Origin of the sequence: Hominiventricola aquisgranensis (assembly GCF_040096225.1) — a bacterium.
GTDB classification, from domain to species: Bacteria; Bacillota; Clostridia; order Lachnospirales; family Lachnospiraceae; genus Hominiventricola; species Hominiventricola aquisgranensis.
Map to the genome: position 1 here is coordinate 1 of NZ_JBBMFC010000010.1, position 22390 is coordinate 22390.

Genomic DNA, 22390 nt, shown 5'->3' on the forward strand with positions numbered 1-22390 from the left:
TTCTTCATCCTCCGTGGGCTCCTTGGCATTATCCACATTGATGCCGTCTGAGTCTGTGACGGACAATACTTTGACAAAACGCAGTTCCGGTACTTCGGCCGCCGTATCAAGAAAGTGGTAAATACGGATGATGTCACCGGGCTGAAGCTTGTCAGAGAGGCCGGAAGCAAGTGTTTTAACGGTCAGCGAGATAGCGACCTTACCGGAAGGGATGCTGTTGAGCGCCACATCGGACGAAACCGGTACAGAGCTGATCTTGCTGGTAAGGATATAGTCACCCACAGCCAAGTCGGCGGTAGCGTAAAGACCATTTACATCGGAGAGCTGATGGGCGATGTTGGAGGGGAGGTTATAGCCGCCTACCTCAACCACCTCGGCATTTTCTGACGAGATTTGCTCGCCTTTCAATACCGGCTGGGTGATACGGACGATTTCCTCTTTTCCATTGGTCTGACGGGCGATGGTTGGAAGTGCCACAAAGGCGATAACTGCCGCCAACAGCAGAGAGAGGATCCCGAAGATGAATCGGTTATTCAGTTTCATAAGCGTTGTCTCCTATCTTAAAAATAGTTGGGCCAGGGTCGCTGTACAGCAGCCACAGGCGAGAAATGGCAGGAACGGGATAGCAAGGGGCTGCCCAGTTCGATAAAGCCGCCTGAGAAGAAAGATCACAGGCATTGCGGTAACAGCGGCAGTCAGAAAGACCAGCGCCATGCCGGAAGGGCCATAGACCAGCCCTAATATCCCGCAGAACTTGATATCCCCGCCGCCCAGACCGGTGCCGTTTGTTGCCAGTGCAGCTGCCAATGGAATACAAAAGCCGAGCAGGGCGCCTACCAGGGCATGGGTAGCGACCGGCCAGAGGAAGAGCGGCGGGAGCCCATGGTTTAACAGGAAATACCCCTGCAGGACCGGCGCCAGGGCAGCTAAGGGGATAAAAAAGACGAGTGCCCGGTCAGGCACCCGTCTGTAAAGCACATCGTAGACAGCAAAGCCGGCCACCACAAAAAATATGGTAAGCAGGTAAGCTGTCCAGAGGTTATTCTCGATTGGTATACCAGTCATCATAAAGGCTCCCTTGGATCGAAACATAGTCATTTAGGTTGATGGATAACATGCCGTCAGGAGTCCAGGTATCCCACACCTGTGTATAGATGGTGTAGTCGGTGGCATCTGGGAACCACAGCGGTGTGAAATGCACTGTCCGGTCATAGGTGGAAAACTCGTTGGGCTTGAAGATGAATTTTGCACTTTGGCCGCCGGAACGCTGCAGAAGCCGCAGATAGGTCTGATACTGGAACTCAGGAAATACGGAAAAAGCAGTTTGGGGATAAGTAATGTGGCTGGTCGGGGCATCTGTGGACAGCGTTGCCCGCACTTCGGTTTTAACGCCGTACCCGCTTTTCATCGTCTTGCCGGATGCTGTGGGTACAATATCATCTGGCATTAGGGACATCTCGCCGCTGATGGAAGCGGAGTAGCCCGTATATTCGTATTCCCAATATCCTTCATCCACCCAGTGCCCGCCATCTTCACCGTGGTCGCACCATACCCATACAGGCACCCAGTAGCAGCTCCAGACGCCCCAGTTGGCAGTGAGCTTCTGCGTTTCACTGGGTAGGGGCGGCACAGAGTAGCCGGGATTCGTGTCGGTTGCCACAGGGTCAGGTGGAATGTGCTCATTCAGATCCACGATTTTTGCGACAAAGGTATCCTGAGCGGTATAGGCACCGCTGACAGATACTGTAATGGTCACGGTTTGTGGGGTGGAGGGGGTATGCCATTTGACCCAGACTACCTGACTGTCACCGGCTGGGATCACTATATCATTGACCCGGTAGGTGGTGCCGAGAATATGGAAGGTAACCGATGCCGGATTATCCGGCGTCAGATCCTGATCTGTCCGCAGTGTGACGGCGGTGATCACATCCGTATCTACTCGGTATTCGACATCAGGGGCCTCAATTTCTCCTTCCGGCGGAGCTTCATCAAACCAGACGATACCAACGCCAAGGGTGCTGATGATGTCGGAATTGTTCTGCTTTCCAGTGGTGCTGCCTGTCCAGGCGGAGATGCCAAGGTCGCTGAATTCCAGGAACATTGACAGCGGCAGATTTTTATGGGTAAGCGAGGTCATGGTTTTCCGCAGATTGCCGCCGGACATCTGATCATACAGGCCGGCGGCAGTAGCTGTCATACAGTAATACTGGCCGTTGTGCGTGAAATAGGCAATGGGCTCGATCAGCAGCTTGTACTCGCCGGCAATCATCCGCTCATAATCGACTCCGGCTGCCTGAGCGACCATCATGCACGCATATTCAGAACAGAAATACCGTTTGATGGCTTCGATGTTGCTCTGCCCCTTGCTGCTGACGATTGTGGGCATAGATTGCGTAGGTCTAATGCAGGAATAGGCAACGCCGGACTGGAGGGAGAGGCCGGCGCCGCCCAGGTATTGCAGTTTGTTGACTTTCCCAAAATGGAGAAGACTGGTCTTCTGCGTCCGGTTTGAAAAGTCCAGCGGAGAAGATACGGCAGTTCCGCTGGATGCGTCAACAACAGTAATGCGGACGCCATCGTTGCCTGAGTTCCAGAAGTTGCTGCTTGTGCCATGACCCATGCTGCCACCGCCGCCATCTATGTTTCCATTTCCGCCCGTTGCAAAGGCAGAGGAGGGGAATAGACAGAAAACAAGGGTAAAGCAGCATAGGAAGGCGAGAAGTCGTTTCAAATACATCACGCTCCATTCCTTTTGAAAATAGGAAGGCCGCCACAATCCTGTGACGGCCAAGTAGTGCCATATTCAGTTGTAGTAAATCAGCCCATATTGCCGACCTGTTTGTTCAGATCTCCATCGCTGTCACCGGTGGACTGCTGTACATTGCCGGGAACAACCCAGCCAAACACCGGATCATATACAGCTCCATTTCCGTTGCTGGAGCCTGGAACCGGCTCATTGCTGGGCGGCGCTTGCTCGGCGGGCGGGGCAGTAACCTCCGGAACTGACGGGTCGGGATTGACGGTATGCTCCTGACCAGGATCTTTGATTTCGGTCTTACCTTCCGGCACCGGAGGAGGCGTTTCTTCAAGCTTTTCAGTATCGGTGAAGTCGATCACAACCTCATCCTCCGTTTGGGAGGTTACTTTGGGATATTCTTCTTCGGCATCTGTGGACTGGCCGGGGGCATAAGCATCTGCTCCATTATCACCATCTGTCTGTGTGCCGCCATCTGACCAATCGCCGGTGACGCTGCTGGGTGGGGATTCATCCGGCCTAAAATCTCCGGTACGGTCGCGGCTTACGAACCAGCAGACACCCAGAATAGTGACGCAGAGGAGAGCCAGCGAGGAAACAATAAAGCCTTTGGATTGGAAAAACTTCTTCATATTTTACATACACTCCTTTTTTGCTGTTATATAAAGCCTATACGGTAGAATGTGCCGGGCTTTCAACAGTAGGGTTAGAATTTTGTGTTGTGGTAGCCTGTCAGCTCCACCCGTTGGGTGATAGCCGGATAACTGTGGCCGAACATCCGCACATAGAACTCCACGTCACAGTAAAAGATGTACTCAACCCGTCCATCCTCTACATTGAACTCCAGGCTGATGTCGGAAACCTTGTAATCCTCCGTTGAAAGCGGAATCTTGGAGTCCAGGCCACCTGCCACTGTAGCCTCCAGCATGTCGGTATAGTCACTGCTGGAGTAAAGGGTATTTAGGTACTCTTCAAAGTTAGTTTCACGCTGGGAACGGTAGGTATCTGCATAAATCGTGCCGCTAAGGTTATTTAACTCCATTTTAGCGCCGTTGCGGATGTTGATGCAGGTGATCCGGATGGAAGCGTACAGGAGCAGGAAGGAAATCAGCATCATGATGCCTACCACAAAAAAGCAGGCGAAAAAGGTGATCTCGCCCCGTTCGTTTCGCAGCAGCTGTTTCAGCTGCAGGAATATACGTTTCATAGGTCACCTCACTTCCAGTAGTGCTCACTGACGCCGCTGCCGCGGGCAACAACTGTGATGTTTACCAGGTCAAAATTCCAGAACCCGCCCAGTTTAGCATCTCCCTCGATAGTAATGAAGAAGGGGGTGCCCAACTGGATGGCATTTGTCATACCGGATGGCCTGGGTGATGTGTAGGTAGCGTCAATGGAGTAGGAAATATTTTCGGCTCCTTCGATCTGAGAACTCAAAAATTCAAACAGCTCATCGGTCTCGCCGTTGACGCCGCCGGAAAGCTGGATCTGTTTGACCATCTGATCGGCGGCATGGTCAAGTTCCTGCTTGGTGGAAATGATGCTGAACAGGTCAATAATGAAGGCCAGCAGCAGGACAGCGATGAAGATGAAGACCACCGTACTGAAATAGTTGGCCTCGCCCCGCTCGTTGTTCAGCACCTTCCGGGCTTTTTGAAAGAGAATAGAAACCACCACCTTTACTGAAATTGAAAACAGCCGCTCCAAACCGGAGCGGCTGCTATGCAAAGTTTTGACTGTACCAAGTATAACAGATATGGATTTACGGCGAAAGGGCAGGACTGTGCCAATGTAGAGACAATTTTGTGCCAACCATGTTTCTTTGCAACATTACAGCAGTGATTCCACCAGCTGATAGATGTCGGTAAATGGATTGACAGCAATTCCAAACGGTTTGCTGCTGTCATTTTGAAGATGGTATTGCTCTACACGTTTGGCGTTCTGAATCGCAATGGCTGTATGCTCTGCTAACTGGTTATATACATCGCCAGCTTTCTCATAATCAGGGAGATAAGTGGTCAATGCGTTTTTCACTGCGGGGTAGTCTTTGAAAAATTTGGTGGTGTACTGGAAATGCAACAGATACCAAAATTCAAAGCAGGGATTGGAGAGTGCAATCTGAATCCCCTTCGCATCTGCCATTTTCCTTGCCTTGGAGAGCAGACTGTCCTTTGCAGTGATGGGGTCAGGGTTGTTGTAGTTCACATCTCCATCTGCAACTACCCATACAGAGTCTCCCTCTGATACGGAAATCTGATTTTTGTTCTGATATTCCACGGCTTTCCGGATCAGGCTGAGATAATCTGTTTCACCTCCGCTGGTGCGGCTGCCGACCACACGAATATCAATGTTTGTCTGACGGTTGCGGTAGTGTTCAAAATACTTAGGCTCAGTTTGAGAACCCTCCGTTACAATCAGAATGACAGGCTTTATTTTTCTGCGTCGCTGTCCACGCTTTTCAATTTTTCCACGTGCCATTTTACAGCCCTCCCTTGATAAAGGGGATTGCACCATAACGGCCAATCAGATAGCCTTTCTCCACCTTGGCATCCTTGCGGATGGAAAAATCGTAAAGGGAGAACAGATCGGTAGCCGCTGTTTGCTCGTCTTTTTCGGTAAACCAAATCTGATCTCTCCTCAGTACATCCAGGTCAAGAAGATTGGTGTTGTGTGATGTGAAAATCAACTGGGCTCCATTTGGATTGAACTCCACGCTGTTAAAAAGCGAGACCAGATGCTTTGTCAGAAGAGGATGCAGATGAGCGTCCATCTCGTCAGCGACAAGAAGCGTTCCTTCATCCAGCACCTTTTTTACAACACCGATCAGTTTGAAATAACTGTTGGTGCCATCAGATTCCTCTGCCATGTTCAGCGCGTAGGAAGAAGTATTTCCCTCTGTATCCTGTACCGTGTGAATGGCCTCGATATTGGTAAAGATATCATTACGCTGAGAAGGAGCGGGTTCTGTATCACGCATCTGAAGGGACTGTATGCCAAAATCTGCAACACGCAGCATAGAGGCGATCACATGCCGGTAGTCATCATCTTTGAGTTGTTCTGCTTCAAGGCCGTAGGCGTCTGCAACAGAATTTTTCGTGATGATCTGGCAGGAAGCAAACCATTCCAGAACCGGAATCACTTTGGAATAGCTCCAGTTTGATGCGACAGACAGATAGAGCTTGTTGGCCGAAGTGCGATCCTTGAGAGTATTTTGTTCATCGACATCAACGGTAAAGCGAAAATCTTTTGTGTCTTTTCGCTCAAAAATGAGTGCCTGCCTGCCATTGGGATAGTAATACAGATATTCTTCAATAACAGCTTTGTCTGTTACAGAAAAGCCATACGCATATCGGATGCCATTTGTGGTGAAGATGACCTCAAAGCTGCTGGGGCGAGAGGGTGTTTCCCGGTCAAACTTGAACGGCGAACGCTCAATGGTTTTGTGGAGCTGCTGGTTATGCGAAGTCAGCACATAATTTACCATGAACCAAAATGCATTCAAGACATTGGACTTTCCGGAAGCATTGGCACCGTAAATCACGGCAGACTTCAAATGCTTTTTGTTTCCGTCCACAATCAGGTGTTCCGGATGTTCGTTATCCTTACTGGCAAGCAGGGATAACACGACATTATCTTTGATAGAGAGAAAGTTCTCTACACTAAATTGAATCAGCATAAAACAACCTCCTAAATCCTTGCTATAATATATTATATCCGCATTTTTGTGAAAAATCAACGAAAATGAAAAATAAAAATCTATATAGAGGGTTTAAGAGGATGGTTGTGTGGAGAGGATATGTGGTTGTCAATCAAAAATGGCAACCACACATTAAATTACACATAAGTAATGTGCGGATGTCAAAAATTTAATATAAAGAAGGTGGTGAGCCAATGATAGAAGGCAGCCTGGGAAGCAGTTTATTTTGCTCCCCAGGCTACTTTCGCTTACAGGTTCTGCCGGATGATCCGGGTGATAATACCTACGGCCACACCCCGCTCCATATCCAGACGGGTGACAGCAAAAGATACATCGTCCTTTTTGCCGGGCATCCGGTAGTCATAGCAGGAGTGGGCTACCGCATTGACGCCATTGGAGAGGCGCACATAGACAACGCCCTTGTGGACATCTGTGACACGGCCGGCATACTTGCCCTGGATACGGCACTTCTGCAGGTTGTCCCTGTCGGTGTTCTCGGAAATACTCTTGATGTCAGCCTTGATGCCCAAGTCCTCCAGACTGTTGCGCCGCACGCTGAGAATACGGACCAGAACCTCATCGCCTACGGAAAAACGCTCATGGGCGTCACCGATCCAGTCCCAGGCAAGGTCACGGGCAAGGATAGAGGTTTCAACGCCGAAAACTTCCACGCGCACAACCTTTTCGGCCACTGCAATCACACGCGCCTGGACGATGCGCCCCTCATAGACACGGTACATACCGGCAGCATCCGTATCCAGATAGAAAATCTGGCGTTTGCGCAGCATGGCCTCCTTTCGGCTGGCAACTACGCTGCGGGTCTTGGAGTCGATACCACGCACGATGAAGTCAATGTCAGCACCGAGCATGTTGCCAAGGATCTTATTTTGGCGCAGCATAAGGTCGGCGTATTCCTGACCGGAAGGGCTGCGGCCCAGATTGATCATCATTTCCTTGATAGGGATAATAACACGGAATCCCTTGTAATCCACAACTGCCACCGTCTTGCGGTTGTCCAGCTGTTCAATGCCGCCCAGCTTGCCGGTGATGATCTTGCGGGTGCGGTAGGCATTATGGATCTCATGCCAGATTACATCATCCCGGTCTTCGGCAGTCTCGACATCATCCCGGCTGCGGATGGTAAGGACGGGGGCCTCGCCGCGCTGGGGGCGGGGCTGGCGCCGGGGAGGAGAAGGAGTGGGGGCAGGAGCGGCAGCTTCCTCCAAGGCAGAAACGTCAGGCTCCACAGCAGGTTCCTCCGCATCAGGGATAGTATCGGCTGTAGCCACCGGATCGGCAGCCTCGGCAGGGACTTCCTCTGTGACAATTTCTTCAGGAGCAGCAGCTTCTTTCTTCTTTCGGCTGGTACGCTTGGGCTTGGGAGGTGCAGGGGGTTCCTGCACAGCGTCGGCATTATCTTCGTAAACATCAGGCGGCTGCACATCAGAGTCTTCCGGCATATCAGTGGGAGCAGCGCTTTGATCGTCTGTTTCAGCAGGCGTATCCCCGAACATTTCCTCCTCGGTGAGTTCAGGAAGGGGATCTTCAGCCATATCTTCGGCAGAGGTGTCCTCCAGGGGCTGATCCATTTGCCCCAGCAGTTCGTTCAAATCCAGACCATCGCCAGCGTCAGCAGGAAGGGATTCAGGTTGAGCGGTATCGGCCGGCAGAGTTTCATCTTCCGACATAACGGTTTCGGTAACAGGAGTGTCCTGTTCCAGAAGTTCTTTTTTCTTGGTTGCCATAGATTAAAACCTCCTATGAATTTGATAGTTTTGTTTAAGACAGGATGGAATCCTTGTCTGTGGTGATAATGCCTTCCGGCGTACCGGCAGATTTAGGGGTCGGAGTCTCTTTGGGTGATTTATCCGTGGGGGATGCCGGCTTGGTGGCTTTGCGCTTTGCCGGTTTCTTTGCTGCAGGAGCCGGTTTCGGCGTGGGTTGCGGTGTTTTGGCGGCTTCTTCTTCCAAGCGGCGCCATTCCGGCACATGGGCAGATGCTTTGCAGGAACGCAGGTACTTGGCTTCCGGGTGTTTGGAGTAATCCATTTTGTCTACCTGCAGAACCTTCTTGCCACGGATGATGATGAGCGCCTGATCCAGCGGGAGCCGCAGGACTTCATCAGGAGTAAGTACAGGGCGTTTTCCAACACCGGAGGTCTCACGAAACTCTGGTGTATAGTTGGAGATACGCCAGGTGCCCAGCTGTTTGGATTTACTGGATACTGCTACAGAGGCAAGCCCTGTCCTGGCAGAAATAAATTCGGCAGTAAGCTGGTCTGTACAGCCTAAAAACAACTGCGCGTCACAGTTTCCAATGATTTCCTGCCACAAATTCTGCGGGTATCTGTTCTGCAATCCTGCGAGATTTTGGAACACACAGGACATGGAGATATTCCGGGATCGTATTACGCTGAGCCGGCGGGAGAGGTCTGGGATTGTGCCGCACGCTGTCAGTTCTTCCCCAAGGATATGGACAGGCACAGGCAGTTTGCCGCCCTCGCAGTTGTGGTCTGCATATCGCACCAATTTGATGAAGCAGAAAGATAGAAACAGCGAGGCCAGAAAATCAAAGGTGCTGTCCTGGTCGCTGGTAACGAGGAAGTAGGCACAGGGCTGCTGACCCGGAAGTTCCAGATCGATCTCATTCTTAGCGGTAATTTTTTTAATCAGCTCAGACTGGAATACCTGCAGGCGGCTGCCCAGACCGATAATCACGCCGCTTCGCACTGTGTCGCTGGCCTGCTTGAACAGGCTGTAGGGTGCTTTGGCAGGGTGCGTGGAAGGAAGCGCCTCGAACAATGTGTCAAGTTGGGATTCTCCATTGAGAGTCAGCAGCCGGTAGACTTCGCCAATGTTGCGGTTTTCTTCCGCATAGCCTTGATCCACATACAGTACCAAGGCCTTGAGCAGATTCATCTCGCAGGCATCCCAGAAATGGTCGCTCTTGCCGTTGTTCGTGGTGTTCTTGATGATGACATCTACAAAAAGCTGGGCCATTAGTTCCTGTCCCTCAACTTCGGCAAGGCAGCACCAGGAATCTGAGTTTTCAGGCGAAACGAGGTTGAATACCTTGACACAATAGCCCCGGCTGCGGAGAAATTCGCTTGACTTCTCGTACAATTCCGATTTGGGATCGCAGATGATCAGCGATTCTCCGGCGCTATTTTCGCCTCGGACAGTGGCCTGAAGGATACGGTTCATACAAAACGAACGGGTTTTCATGGAACCACTGGCACCGTAGACGGCCAGATTGCCGTTGATTCTGGTATCTTCCGGTATGCAGACTGCTTTGCCATCCAGCATACCCAGTACAACACCCTTGTGTTTTCGCAGATCAGGCACCAGATCCAGTACGCCGGACATCTCTTTGCGGGACATCCAGCCGGAGGTGCCATAAGTGCCTTTGGCGGAGTAGGAGAAATTACGGTCTTCATCATACTCGCCGGCATCACCATATCCCATGCGCATGACCATGATGAGCAGCACTGCTAACAAGCCAATGCAGATCAAGATGCCATACACGCCATAAGGCGGTCGGAGCACAGAGGAAAGGCAGAGAAGGAAGTCGGGCGAAGCGGCCAGCGGTGAAGTACCATCGCCGGGAATGCCGCCGCCCTGTTTCCAGGTTGCATAGTTGCCCAAAAGCTGCGCCAGAAAGCCGCCTGCGTATAGGATCGCAAGAATGGCAAAGGGCGCTGCAATCAGGCTCACGATCAGTTTTTTCTTGTTTATGGGAACAACCTCCCCTCGAATTTTGTGAAATCAATGGTCTGGAAGCGCACCCGGGAACCGCAGTAGCTGCGAAGTACCTCTGCCTGGAAGTCAAAGCAGATCAGTATGCCCGGGCGCTCGGATAGTTCGAGAGAGGTGTTAAAGCGTGCGATACGGGGCAGATCACAGAAATAGCCAAACAGGACTGGTGAGCCGTCCGGTGAAATTCCGTCATGCTCAATAGCCAGTCCGGGCTGCCTCGCAGTAAGACCTTGGAGCAGAATGCGATTCAGCTCCGCAGTTTTCCCAGGGTCGCACAGCAGTGCAAGTATCACCTCCCCCTGATGGTCGTTGGTAAGATAAAGAAAATGCTCATAGCTGCCATCCAGCATGAAGAAATCATGTTTGCGTCCTCCGGTGCTGGTCAAGATCTGGTAAGCCAGATCCATGCTGTTGCCCAGAATCAGTCCATGAACATCCTCATGGCGAAATTGTTGGGACAGGCGCTGTTGGCAGATTACGCTCCAGATCAATGCCTTGACCCGCATTTCCGATTTGTAGCGCCACTTCATCAGGGCGCTGCTGCTGTTGTAGGTCACGAAGATGCCGGAGGGCGCAAGGAGTATTCCAGTGGAGCGGGAACTGCGGATCTTCGTGGTGTCGATCCCCATTTCTTTCACTTCTCTCGAACTGAAAAAAGCAGGATAGACAATCCTGCCGCCAGCGTAACCCTCCGGCGCAAAAATTGCCGGTTTTTCATCCCGATACACACATACCCCCGCATTATCCATGGTCACATAGGTTTCTGCCAGGCGGTGTAGCCGGAGTCTTCGGTCAATTTCGCATTTCAAACGGTTGGTGTCGGTATCTCCTGTCAGATAGCTGGCAAACCTGTCCGGCCGGCTTTCCAGCAGAGTGGCTTTGGCTCGCGGCCCCAAACGGTAGCCGCGCAGTTTATCCCGGTAATAGGTACGCAGCAGCCCGTCTTTTTTCAGTGCAGTGACAACAGACTCCAGATAATACGGACTGCCGGGAAGTCTGTTAAGCTGGTCTGTGGGGAACTCGCCGGAGATGGCAGTCAGAGAGAGAAGCCTGTACGCCATCGTGTCTGGCTGTGGGAATTTCCCAAGTGATCACCTCCTTGTGGTGTGTGGCTTTTACCGAGACTGCAAGGAACTTCGGTAAAAATCCGTGGTGTAACGACAGAAAAAAGCCCCGAAATCCGGGGCGAAATACGGTGTTGCGGTAGGTCGGACAAGCAATGGCTGAAAATGCTCAAAAATCCGAGATGGATTTTAGGGTGTTTTCATGCTCAGCAAGCCAGGCGGGAAACCGCTTTTTTTCCATGACACTGATTCTGGTACAATCCTTTTCGCCCAGCGCAGCGGTGTTGTAGGCATCGCAGAGCAGGCCGGTATCGTCAGCCATGACGAAGGTGGAGAGGACATCCAGAAGCTGCTTTTCTTCCAGATTGTCGTAGTCACGGATACGCCGGGTGGGAAGGCACTGGTCATAAACCTGCGTAAAGCACACCACACAATCGCTGAAGCGGGGCATGGGATGCTCTTTGGCGTATTGCTCCAATGAGAAGTAGAACGGGTCGAGCAGAAACTCAGTGTTTTGCCTCTGCTTGCGTTTTGGGAGCAGACCAGGCAGGGTGACCTCCAGTACACCGTCCTCATAGACAACCTCAATTCCGTGTACAATACCGGCGGATGTCAGGTAATCGCCTTTGCGGATGGTGGTGCTGGAATATATCAAATGCCGCAGCCTGCAGGCAATTTTCTCTGCCCGCAGGGCGGCGTCAGTGGATAAGACTTCATAGTTGTCCGGATAGCGCTGAATATCCGTGGTATCCATCGCGTAAAGAGCATTGCTCAAACGGGATATATCATCAAGAATGCTTCCGATTCGGTGTGAGATGATTTTTCGTTCCAATCAAGTTCCTCCTGTTTTCTTAAAGTAATGCACCTGGCCCGCTGCATCCACGGTGCAGAAACCGGAAATGCCAGGGCAGTCAATGCGGCGAATGTCTTCCGGATTATCGACCAAAATGATGCGGCGTCCACCGCTGCGGTCATCCCGAAGCGCATGGTTGATTAGGGCCTCCTGGCCGGAAGCTGCGTAGACGATTTCATATAGTTCACCGTTTGCAAAGAAGATAAGCTTGACCGGAAAATCACCGGGAGCATGGTATTCCACCTGCCCGATAAAATCCAAGAGTACCCAGACAGCCCGTATCAGGGAGTTGTCTGATTTTGCTGCCCAACCAGACGGAAAGTAACCGCCTGTATCAGTTTGAAAAATACGGCCCTGCTTTTGCAGATGGGAGAGCAGGGTCTTGATGATTTCTTCTTTGCCAGGGTGAAAGCAAAGAAGCTGCTGCATATTGAGACCGGGATACATCGTGACGATCCGCAGCAGAGCCGCAGCTTCATTTCCATAGATTTCAGCCCTGGTCTTCATGGGTATCACCTCCAATGGCGTAATATAGGCGTATTCAAGACGCATTAAATAGGAAGGAAAGCCAGTCAGTGTAAGCTAAAAAGATGATCTGGCTGGCAAAACTGGCTTTTAGGCGTAATACAGACGCAAAGCAGACGCATAGCGGCGTCTGGCAGGAAAGTTGCACATGGGAATCACCTCGCTTTTCAAATTGTTATATCTGCTGTTCGGCAGATGTGGATTGTTCACGGCGTTTTCGCTCTACGATTTCACGCAGCTCGCGGCGGTCGGTAGTGATCAGATCCTTTTCCAGAGGGCTGGCTTTGAACTCCACCATAATATTGTTGTTATTGGTAGAAATCAGACCGTGACCTCTTTCAAAGTGGGTGATCTCCATTGTTTCAGCATCGGACAGGTGCAGGGCTTCCTGTACCCGCTGGGCTTCGTCGTCCTCCAGATTCAGAATGATCTTGGTCTTGGAGTTGTTGATGATGCCCTTACCAAATCTGCCGCCGTCAAGGTCAAAGAAATCGGCAAGATCCTGGCTTGCAAAAATCGAGGCGCCGCCGTAACCGCGTATGGTTTTGGCAATTTCCAAAAGAAAATCGCCGGCCAATCTTACACCAGCAGCACCGGCGCCGGATAGAAGCTGCCAGCACTCATCGATGAAGATGGCTTTTTCTTCTGTACGGTCGGCTTTGGCTCTGTCCCAAACAAAGTCCAGCGCCACAAACATACCTACGGTGAGCAGGTCTCCGGTGAGGGAGGAAATATCCAAAACAGTGTACTTGTTGTCGAGCCGAACATTGGTCTGCTTATTGAAGGTGCTGGCGCTTCCGTTTACCAGACGATTTAGGATGTGGGCCATGCGCATCGTTTCCTTGGAGGTTTTCAAAATTTCGTACAGGTCACCAAGCACCGGCATTTCACGGTACTGGCCGGGTTTTGCGGGGTCTTCCAAAGAGGCATTATCATGAGTGATGCCTTTTGTGTTATAGGTACGAACAAGGGCTTCGTCCAAAAGCTGTCGTTCCTCGTGAGACATATCGGGGATCAGCAGACTGAAAAATATGTGGAGCTGCTGGATCTTTGCTGCAAGTTCAGATAACTGGATGCCTGGACCGTCCAGAAGTTCATTCACCGAGCGGTCTACCCGACGAATCTCCATGACATTGATGCAGTGGGGACTGGCCGGTGAAATCTGGATAAAGGAGCCGCCCACATTGGAGCAGGCGCGATGGAATTCATGGCCTTTTAGGGGCGCAACAATGAAAATGGGGATATTTTTCCGCCTCATTCGCAGCGCCATCAACTGCATGGTAAAGGTTTTGCCGGCTCCGCTCGTGCCAAGGATCGACATATTGGCGTTCTTATAGACCGCAGAATTGAAGATGTCCACGATAATAAGGGAACTGTTGTACTTGTTGACGCCCAGCAGGATACCGTTATCATCACACATCTCATAGGATGTAAAGGGATAACAGCTTGCGGCACCGCCTGTCAGCAGGTTGCGCTTACCCCGCTCATACAGTTTCTTTTCCATTGCCACCAATGGCAGGGCAGATAAAAACGCCTGTTCCTCCCGAAAATGGCAGGTGCAGGCGTTCATGTCCTGTGAGAGCAGGAGCTTTTTCATTTCGCTGACCTTCCATTCCAAGTCTTCCTCGTTGGAGGCAGTAATGGTAATCAGCAGATTCAAGTAGTAGAAGTCCTCGTTGTTGGCAAGGCCCTCTTTGAGAAAGTACCCGCTTCGGATCGCGCCATCAATGTCATCAAAGTCGGTGTTGGTGTCGCTGGCATCCTTGATTTTGGAACGGTTGATACGCAGCTGCTGTCCGACTTTCTGGATGATGGTTTCTTTGGGTTGACGGGAGAGGAACATATCCATATCGATCCCATCACCGGCATTGACGATAAGACTGAGCCAGCCGGCTGGAACCTGCGTTTTGTAGCCATCAGAGGGCACCAGCAAATAAGCATAATACAGACCGTCAATGCAGATATGGTGACCATGCGTGAAGTCAATGCTTTTTGGCGCACAGAATTCGGTGGCAGGGATATGGTCGATCTCACTGTCGCGCCCTTTGGCAAGGTACTCAGCCACAACCTCCTGTGCCCGGACGGAGAGCGGCTTTACAGCACTTTCATTTCTGCAGAGCAGGTTATAGAGGACATCTATGGTAAACTCATCCCAGTTTTCCGGAACGATGACCTCGTTACCGCATTGACGGAGGTAGTTGGTAGCAGTATGGACTGCACTTTGCAGGGCATTGATTGCCTCGCCTTCTTCATCAGAGCGCTTGGTGTTGCTCCACGGCTCATATTCAAAAATCAGGAAGAAACGTCGGGTAATTGCCTCACGGGAACCGATCTGCTGAACGAACTGGAGGTAGTCTTCCTGCATGAGCAGACACTGTTCATTGGTCTCCTGTTCCATCTCCTTCCGAACGGTATCCAGATGGCGGTTGATCTCTGCCCGGCGTGTCAGTACCTTGATTTGCAGCTTGATGGGGCTGATTTTCAAGTAGGAGACAAAGGAATAGATGATGTTCCGCTGTTCCTGGGCGCTGCGCAGCATAAAATTGATGGGTACTACCTCGACGACCTTGACATAGCGGTGGTCCTTTGTGTAGATGATGCCGTTTTCAATTTTGGAAATCGGCAGATAATCTGCTACCGGGTTAAGGTAGGCGGGCTTCGGATCCTGAGTGCGGATAGGGCGTTTTACTTTGCGCTCTTTGGAGACCTTCTTTTTTTGCTTGGCGGCTTTCTTCTCCTTGGCAGGCTTCTGCTTTTTCACAGGACGGAGTTTTTGGCGAATTTCGTAGCCGCGAACTTCATCAAACTCCGCTGGGAAATCCTCTCTGCCGGAGCGCCGTGACCGCCTGGGAGCCCTATCGGGCTTGTGTGCCTTTTTTTTAATATGTTTGCCGCCATGCTCTGCCGCAGGAACCGCATCTTCTGCGCTGTTACCGCCTACAATGCGGCGGTTTCGCAGGTACTTTATGAAAATCAGCAGAAAAGAGGAAAGGCTCTCACCGGAAATTCCGATAAGCGCCACCAATGCTGCTGGCAGTGCGGTCAGGCACAAAGCGATGATACGGGCAGTCAGGCCAAGAGGGAGCAATGAAAAAACCGGCACACCAATGGCAAATGCCAGGATGCCGGCTTCAATCACATTGCGGGCTTTGAACATACCACCGAAGAAGGTGCCTGACTCGATGAAATTCGGTGGTATTATGTAGGTATCTCGGTCGATTTTATGATTCATGATTAACCTCGTTTCCGAAGCCGGGCGGGCACATCAGCCGATAATCCAGAACGGACCGCCAGCTCCAGCGCGCCGGCTGGCCTCATTTAAGATAATGGACAGATCCCAGAGCTGTTCGCTCCGTGTGTAACTGGCAGGGTCAGCCACCATGATCTTGCCGTCTTTTACGCCACGCAGGACAATGAAGTGACCGGAAGAGGTAAAGTGGCCTTCAGACATGATTGCTACTACCAGTTTACCATTAGCCAGTGCGTCTGTGATGCGCTGTGGTTCCGCAGTGGTACAGCCGGAAACCGGAAGCCCCCATTCCCCGGCGGCGGCAGGGATCAGTGCATGGTAAGAACCACTGCTTTTACACCAGTAGCCGTTGTTGTAAGACCACTCGGCCATCTCCACAGGGTCAACCATATCGTCCGTCAGAGAGGACACTACGATTGCCATAGCGGTAGGGCCGCAGCCATAACCGCCAATATTGTCCGTACCATATGCTTTACCGGCATAGCGTTCATCCAGTTGATTGTAGTAAACAACAGGTGTGATCCCGTCAGTGAAAGTAACATCGCCCAGAGCAGTGATGCTGTTTCCGGTCCACGCTTCCAGATTTTGCAGCAGACCATCGCCCAAGAACAGGCTTAGGTTGGAAGCGTAATCAGATGCAAGCTCCTTTTGGTCATCGGTAAGCTGGAATACAACATCAGAAAAATAGGACTCACCGTTGTAACGGACGGTATAGACCATCCATGTTTCGGACACCGTTGTTTCTTCCCCAGTCTCCGGATCAGTCATGGTGTTCTCACGAATCTCTTGCTTGCTGGTGTAGGAATATAGATGCTGCTTGTTTTCCCGCAGGGTGGCGGCAAGGTCATTCAGAGAAATGCTTTCAAAATCCTTGTCTTTGGCCGCACAATACTGAGAGATAAACAGGTTGGCGTTATAAATGGGACCGCCGGAATAGGCATTTTTGACCTCCATATGGTCGGCTCCCGATGCCGCAAAGTCAGCTTCGATCCGGGCAAGTACATCCTCCAGTGCCTCGCCCAAGATGCCGTTGAGGGTAAAGGTAATCTCGTTGGCGTTCTCAATAATCGCTGTTTCGCTATTCAAAATCGGAATTTCGGGGTCAGATGGAGAAAAGGCATTGGTCAGTCCGCCGAAAATAAGACCGGGGAGCATGAGAACAAATAATACCGGCAGCATAAGCAGGGCAATGACTGCCACAATGATTTTTCCGATATGCTTCCGACCTGCCCACACTGCGCCTGCAACTGCACCGTAAGGACCGCCTGCGGCAGCGCCTTTGGCAGCGGAGGAAATAGCTTTTCCGGTTTTGATTGCGCCGCGGATGGTATGCGCTGCGGAGGCACCGGTCTCCACAGCTTCGGAAAAACTGCTTTTTTGATCTTCTGGCATTTATATCTTGTCCTTTCTCCTCGGGGCTGGAGGCAGCTTTTTGACAATGGACTCGTTGAAGGCGATAGAACCGTCAGGAGCCATATAGGGCGATTTGTCAACAGCATCCACAGCGTACTGCTTATACCATGCTGTGCCATCCACGGCATGAACGGTGGTGTACTGGCCTTCCGGGGCAACATATTGGTCTGCGTGGTACATACCAAAGGAGATGCCTTCGGGATGTTCCGCAGTCACTTCTGTGCCGGTGATGCGGCCGCCGCCGATTTCGACATTTTGGAAGGTCGGAACATTTTCAGCTCCGGATTCCAGTGCCGCATATCCCATGTAAGAGTGCAGGGCTTCGGCGGCTTTTTCACCGGAAATGGAACCCATCTGGCTGATACTGCCCGTGGCTACGCTGCCGATTACATTGTTGGCAAAATTGCCGCCCTTACTAACGGAAGAAGCGTACATATGGCCGCCGATCCCTCCGGCTGCAGCATCGCCTAAAAGACTGCCAAGACCGGAAGGCTTGGAGGCGGGAGTTGTGGTGGCTGTTTTGATGGCGCTGTTTGTGACTTTTCGGCTCACCACTCCAGCAAGACCGCCGCTGGCAAACCCTGCTCCAAAGCCGCCGCTGCCTTTACCACCGTTTGTGTTGACATTGGTGGAACTGCTGTTTCTCCCGCCGCCAAAGTGGTGACTGGAAAAGTTCTTGATGCCGCCGATGCCTCTGGCAGCAATCATAGCCTCAGCCAGCATGCTGCCGCCGGTATGTCCTACATTGACACCAAGACTGGAGAGGAAGGAATCGATTTTCTGGCCGACTTTGAGAAAGCCGATAGCACAGAGAAACCAGATAAACACATTGCCGGAAACGGCTTCTTTTCCTAAAGTGTCTACCTGAGCCTGCACATCGCTTTCGGAGATAGCGGCAAAAGCCGGCTGGCAGAGCAGGCAGGAGAGAATTGCGACTGTAAAGGCCGCAAATAAAAATTTTTTGAGTTTCTTCAAGGATAAGACCTCCTTACAACGAAAGCGGGTTCGCAAGGAAGGACCCCACCATGCTTGTGAACAGGCGCAGGCACCAGGCGTTCATGACCAATAGGAAAATTTGACCGCCAAGCATCCGGCACCAGGATTTCCAGATGTTTGCTGTGGTTTGGCTGGCGCCCATAGAAAAAGCCACGGGAGCCGTGTAGACCAGTACACCGAGCAGCACATACCGTTCGGCTGCCTCGAACAGAAGTTTTAGGTAATTCCAGGCGAGGATGAGAACCAAAATCAAGGTAATCAGCGCCACAGCCCCATTGGCACACACACCGATGATGACCAGCATCACGGAATTGAAGTCTGCAAAGCTTAATGCAGGAAGGTCGGACTCCATGATCCAGTGGTAGGGGGTGCCGCCGATGGTAAGAACAATATTGACGATCTCATCTGAAAAGAGCGTCAGCAGGATAAAAATAACGGAACGGATACTCAGCTTTACCGGATCTTCTGCTTCCACACCTGCGCCAAGACCGAAGTTTTTGAATAACTGCCAGACCCAGTTGAGCAGGATGATCCCGATTGCCAGAGCCACGAAAACAGAGTACATAGTCTCTGCTGCGGGAAAATAACGCAGAAATACAGCCATATCACAGCCCAGCGCACCCAAAACCGATGTGGTCACCAGATCAAGACCGGCCATTACCTGTTCTGCGATCCATTCCACTATGCCGTCTAAAATGCCCATAAATGCAAGCCTCCTTTCCGGCGAGCAGTCAGACGGTCAATCAGCCTGTCCATTGTCCGCCACTAAAGAGCGGCGTCACATACGCCATGATAAAGCCCAAGCCATTGAGGATAGCCCAGGTGATACAGATTCGTTTGAGCCAGGCGCGGCTTTCATCCACCGTCCGTCCGGAACGGGAGAAGTTCATGAGTAGCAAGGCTACCGAAGCAGTGACGATGGCGGCGATAGTGGAGATGGCAAGGATTTGGGTGTATACATCCTGCATGATCTCTTTGGCCTTGGTCCATACATCTGTTGCCGCATAAGCCGGCTGGCAGAACATCATGGACATCATCACACACAGGAAGGCGCTGTAAGCCACTTTGGGCAGCGAAAGCCTGCGCTTGGACTGGGTATCCGGCGCCTGAAGCTGCGGAGTTTGAGGGGTTTTCGTTTTCTTCAATTTGCGATCCTCCAATTCTGAATGATTTTTTGATGCTCAATAGGGAACAGAAAAGCCCACACCTGTCAAAACAAATGTGGGCTTTCAAATGGCTGGGCGGCCATCTGGGCAGCAAAAAAGCACCCTGCTGAAAGGTGCTGTTACTGTCCTGTTCGGTTTTGGGTGCAAGTTTGAGCATATTCAGTTTAACACATCGGTATTTACACTGAAAGAGCAGAACCATGCCAATTTTGTTCCCGAATTGTGCCAATTATTTGCCCGATTGTCCGGAAGGTGATTTTGTCTCTGGAAAGAACTGTTCCAGCATGTCTAAACTGTCCTTGGAGGTATAGCCCCAAAGGACAGAACTGAGGGCTTCAATAGCTTCCCGGCGTTTGCGGTAGTAGGTTCTGAAACTGATGTCACGAATATGCGGTCGTAGGGTCTCGATGATTTCCTCAACATTTTTGAGCTGCTGCGGCGAGAGGAAGGAGTAGTACAGCAGCCAGTAATATGCCTCACCGTTTTTGTGCTTGGTACGCAGCAATTCGACTGCGGAATCCAGCAGCTTGAGCATTTTGTGGCTGCGTTCAATGCATTTGGCATGGTGCTCGATGTCGCTTCCGGCCAGATCAGCGCCAGCCAGATAGACTGAATCCAGAAAATCCTCGATGGAGGTGCCATACTCGATCTCAAACTTGGTGCGGACATGCTGGACAGAAAGCTCCAGGCTCCACACAACATCCCGGTATTTTTTCAGCAGTTTCCAGGTATCATGGTACAGGGGATTATCAGCAACATCAGGTTCAACAAATTTTCTCATTTCAGGTTCCTCCTATTTTCGTGCTCCTCAAAGGGAGTGAGTGTAAGTTCAAAAGTGGCGATTGAAGTGTTTGTGCCGCAGAGGATGGTCAGACCAAAGTGGGCTGTGGATTTCCCTCGCGCACGTGGAATCAACTCTTCCCAGCAGTCGTCCGATAAGGGATATAACTTATAGCGGGAGAGCGGGCAAGAAAAGCAGGAAATCCCTTGCGTAGATAGGATGTCAGCCATCTTGCGGAGTATCGTTTCAATGTGCGATTTTGAAACGCTGGAAAGTGCATCCGAAACAATGACCTCATGCTCAGAGATGGAATGGCTCTCTTCGGTTTCAGCAGTTTCCGGAAGCTCCAGATGAATGTTTAAGGTCATGGCAACTTCCTCCTTGTCGATTAAAACATCGGAAATCTCAAACATGGTGGACAGGTAGTTCTGCAGGTAGATCACGCTTCCATGCCGGCCGGGAAACGACATGATAGAGATATACCCAAGACCGTCCAGCTTTTTCAGTATCCGGCATACGGTAGCGCGTGACAGCCCCCAGCGGCAGGAGAGTTCGGTATAGCTGACCAACGGGTTTCCTGTACCATTGCGAAAATAGGCTACCGGACCGACCTCTGACCCCTGCACCTGCGTATCGTTGTAGACAGCGGATACCCACAGATCCAGAACGATGTCCATTTCAGAGCAGCGGGCAGAGCTGACCAGTTCCAGGGCAACAGAGACTGGAAGGAAGAAAAAACCGGTATCCTTTTGGCATGGGGCATTGTACTCCAGTGCGGAATTGTGACGGGCCCAGTGGAGGATTTTATATTTGACTACATTGCCACGGCCCAGCAGTGTATAGGAAATCAAGTGCTGCTTCTGAAGGGTATCCAGCATGGACAGCGCCTGCCGATGAAAGCGGGTGCGGAACCAGCAAGACAGTTCCTTGACGGTGCAGACCCATTCGCCGGGCGAGACTGTATAACTGATCCCGTCAATACGGCGGTATGAGGTGCGGAAGTTTGCATAGCTGCAAAGTACAGTAAAATGAAAAAGGCCGGAGCCTCCGTTTATGCGGATGCTCCGGTCGTTGATCAGTTTGTGGATGAACTCACGATAAATCCGGCATCGTGGGTAATCTACCACTTGTTTGATTTGAAGTTGGTATTCTGGCATGACAGTCTCCTCTTTATTTATGTATTATGTATTAAAGGCGGGGTAATAAAAGTAATAAAATGTTTCGATAAAATCGTTGACTTGGATGGACTTGAAGGTTATTATATAATAATGTATGCGTCTGCGGTTAAACGATCAAGCCGTTCTTTATATAGAGTTCATGGTAGAACAGCATCCTGAGAAACACAGCAGTTTTCTGCCATTCCTGTGCCAGCGATATGCCATAACAGGCGCACTACAACTTTCTACAACTTTTCTACAACTTTTGAAGCGAGAAGGACGGCACAAGAGGACACGAGACGAATGAAAAAAGTTTCACGAACCGAGAATTGTGCAGGCTTTGAAGCCTTACAGAGCGGCATGGAGCAGGATGAAGGGAGCCGAATTTTGCTCCCGACAATGAAGTCCCTGGATGCTGACAAGAAGGCTTCCAAGACTTCCGAAGCAGCTCCTGCAGCTGCAGAAAAAGTTGCTGAGAAGGTTGATTTCTCCAACGTAAAAATCGAACCATTGTTTGAAGAAATGATTGATTTCGATACCTTTGCAAAGGCTGATTACCGTGCAGTAAAGATTCTGGAATGTGAAGCAGTACCGAAGTCAAAGAAGCTTTTAAAGTTCACTCTGGATGACGGAACAGACCGGAAACGCACGATTTTAAGCGGTATTCACGAGTATTACGAGCCAGAAGATCTGATTGGCAAGACAGCGATTGCAATCGTAAATTTGCCTCCGAGAAAGATGATGGGCATTGATTCCGAGGGTATGCTGATTTCAGCAGTACACGAGGAAGATGGACATGAGGGATTAAATCTTCTCATGGTGAATGACCGGATTCCGGCAGGTGCGAAGCTGTACTAAGAATCAGAAAATCCATAGACTTTTATGAGTTTATCGAGTGTTTGACATCAAATTGACATCAAATTTGTGTCATTCGGTGGACTAATATGGACTGAAAAGGGATGTTTTAGAAATCAGAA

The 22390-nt window shown here is 50.9% G+C and carries 20 protein-coding genes and 1 pseudogene; 1 reads left to right on the plus strand and 20 read right to left on the minus strand.

Translation table 11 applies throughout. From position 1 onward, the window contains the following. From WMO62_RS06875 to WMO62_RS06970, 20 genes are all read right to left on the minus strand, one after another. A partial coding sequence (locus WMO62_RS06875) for a CpaB family protein (protein ID WP_494337519.1) occupies positions 1-543 on the minus strand: 543 nt, incomplete at its 3' end. Positions 544-555: 12 nt separating this feature from the next. After that, on the minus strand, positions 556-1068 hold the full coding sequence (locus tag WMO62_RS06880; RefSeq protein WP_003499633.1) for a prepilin peptidase: 513 nt from the start codon (positions 1066-1068) through the stop codon (positions 556-558). Continuing rightward, the gene (locus WMO62_RS06885; RefSeq protein WP_227589409.1) at positions 1040-2737 is read right to left on the minus strand and encodes a DUF8193 domain-containing protein; all 1698 of its coding nucleotides are present in this window, start codon (positions 2735-2737) and stop codon (positions 1040-1042) included. Before WMO62_RS06885 ends, WMO62_RS06880 begins: the two co-directional genes overlap by 29 nt. 80 nt (positions 2738-2817) lie before the next feature. Continuing rightward, entirely contained in the window at positions 2818-3387 is a 570-nt protein-coding gene (locus tag WMO62_RS06890) for a DUF6550 family protein (protein ID WP_215725542.1), read from the minus strand. A gap of 74 nt (positions 3388-3461) precedes the next feature. Continuing rightward, positions 3462-3962, minus strand: a complete 501-nt coding sequence (locus WMO62_RS06895; protein ID WP_227589408.1) for a hypothetical protein — start codon at positions 3960-3962, stop codon at positions 3462-3464. Between the two features lie 8 nt (positions 3963-3970). Beyond that, complete coding sequence (locus WMO62_RS06900; RefSeq protein WP_243167434.1) at positions 3971-4462, minus strand: DUF4320 family protein; 492 nt, start codon at positions 4460-4462, stop codon at positions 3971-3973. A gap of 123 nt (positions 4463-4585) precedes the next feature. Beyond that, a complete protein-coding gene (locus WMO62_RS06905) occupies positions 4586-5233 on the minus strand; it encodes an RloB family protein (RefSeq protein WP_118560360.1) in 648 nt (215 codons plus the stop codon). Between the two features lies 1 nt (position 5234). Beyond that, a complete protein-coding gene (locus tag WMO62_RS06910; RefSeq protein ID WP_006873400.1) occupies positions 5235-6431 on the minus strand; it encodes an AAA family ATPase in 1197 nt (398 codons plus the stop codon). Between the two features lie 269 nt (positions 6432-6700). Then, the gene (locus WMO62_RS06915; RefSeq protein WP_050624202.1) at positions 6701-8197 is read right to left on the minus strand and encodes a S1 RNA-binding domain-containing protein; all 1497 of its coding nucleotides are present in this window, start codon (positions 8195-8197) and stop codon (positions 6701-6703) included. 34 nt (positions 8198-8231) lie between these two features. After that, positions 8232-10172 carry a VirD4-like conjugal transfer protein, CD1115 family gene (locus WMO62_RS06920; RefSeq protein ID WP_243139229.1) on the minus strand — a complete coding sequence of 647 codons (1941 nt, stop codon included), beginning with the start codon at positions 10170-10172 and terminating at the stop codon, positions 8232-8234. An 11-nt stretch (positions 10173-10183) separates the two neighbouring features. Then, on the minus strand, positions 10184-11269 hold the full coding sequence (locus tag WMO62_RS06925; protein ID WP_349144243.1) for a hypothetical protein: 1086 nt from the start codon (positions 11267-11269) through the stop codon (positions 10184-10186). A gap of 172 nt (positions 11270-11441) precedes the next feature. After that, positions 11442-12104 carry a DUF6100 family protein gene (locus WMO62_RS06930; RefSeq protein WP_006873396.1) on the minus strand — a complete coding sequence of 221 codons (663 nt, stop codon included), beginning with the start codon at positions 12102-12104 and terminating at the stop codon, positions 11442-11444. Then, positions 12105-12632 carry a DUF5697 family protein gene (locus tag WMO62_RS06935; protein WP_173015234.1) on the minus strand — a complete coding sequence of 176 codons (528 nt, stop codon included), beginning with the start codon at positions 12630-12632 and terminating at the stop codon, positions 12105-12107. Positions 12633-12825: 193 nt separating this feature from the next. After that, on the minus strand, positions 12826-15882 hold the full coding sequence (locus WMO62_RS06940; protein ID WP_117497681.1) for a VirB4 family type IV secretion system protein: 3057 nt from the start codon (positions 15880-15882) through the stop codon (positions 12826-12828). A 33-nt stretch (positions 15883-15915) separates the two neighbouring features. Next, on the minus strand, positions 15916-17292 hold the full coding sequence (locus tag WMO62_RS06945; protein ID WP_117497682.1) for a C39 family peptidase: 1377 nt from the start codon (positions 17290-17292) through the stop codon (positions 15916-15918). Continuing rightward, on the minus strand, positions 17293-18288 hold the full coding sequence (locus WMO62_RS06950) for a hypothetical protein (protein ID WP_173884777.1): 996 nt from the start codon (positions 18286-18288) through the stop codon (positions 17293-17295). A gap of 13 nt (positions 18289-18301) precedes the next feature. Then, positions 18302-19012 carry a hypothetical protein gene (locus WMO62_RS06955; RefSeq protein WP_003499607.1) on the minus strand — a complete coding sequence of 237 codons (711 nt, stop codon included), beginning with the start codon at positions 19010-19012 and terminating at the stop codon, positions 18302-18304. 40 nt (positions 19013-19052) lie between these two features. Beyond that, entirely contained in the window at positions 19053-19454 is a 402-nt protein-coding gene (locus WMO62_RS06960; RefSeq protein ID WP_308728856.1) for a fimbrial protein, read from the minus strand. A 250-nt stretch (positions 19455-19704) separates the two neighbouring features. Next, positions 19705-20256, minus strand: coding sequence for a hypothetical protein (locus tag WMO62_RS06965; RefSeq protein ID WP_118024152.1), 552 nt, complete (start codon positions 20254-20256; stop codon positions 19705-19707). Next, positions 20253-21413: a MarR family transcriptional regulator gene (locus WMO62_RS06970; protein ID WP_154255941.1), complete on the minus strand. Its 1161-nt coding sequence runs from the start codon at positions 21411-21413 to the stop codon at positions 20253-20255. Before WMO62_RS06970 ends, WMO62_RS06965 begins: the two co-directional genes overlap by 4 nt. A gap of 384 nt (positions 21414-21797) precedes the next feature. Between WMO62_RS06970 and metG the strand changes: the two are divergent. Next, positions 21798-22271 (plus strand): annotated as a pseudogene (gene metG, locus WMO62_RS06975) (methionine--tRNA ligase subunit beta); the annotation flags it as partial. Positions 22272-22390 lie beyond the last annotated feature (119 nt).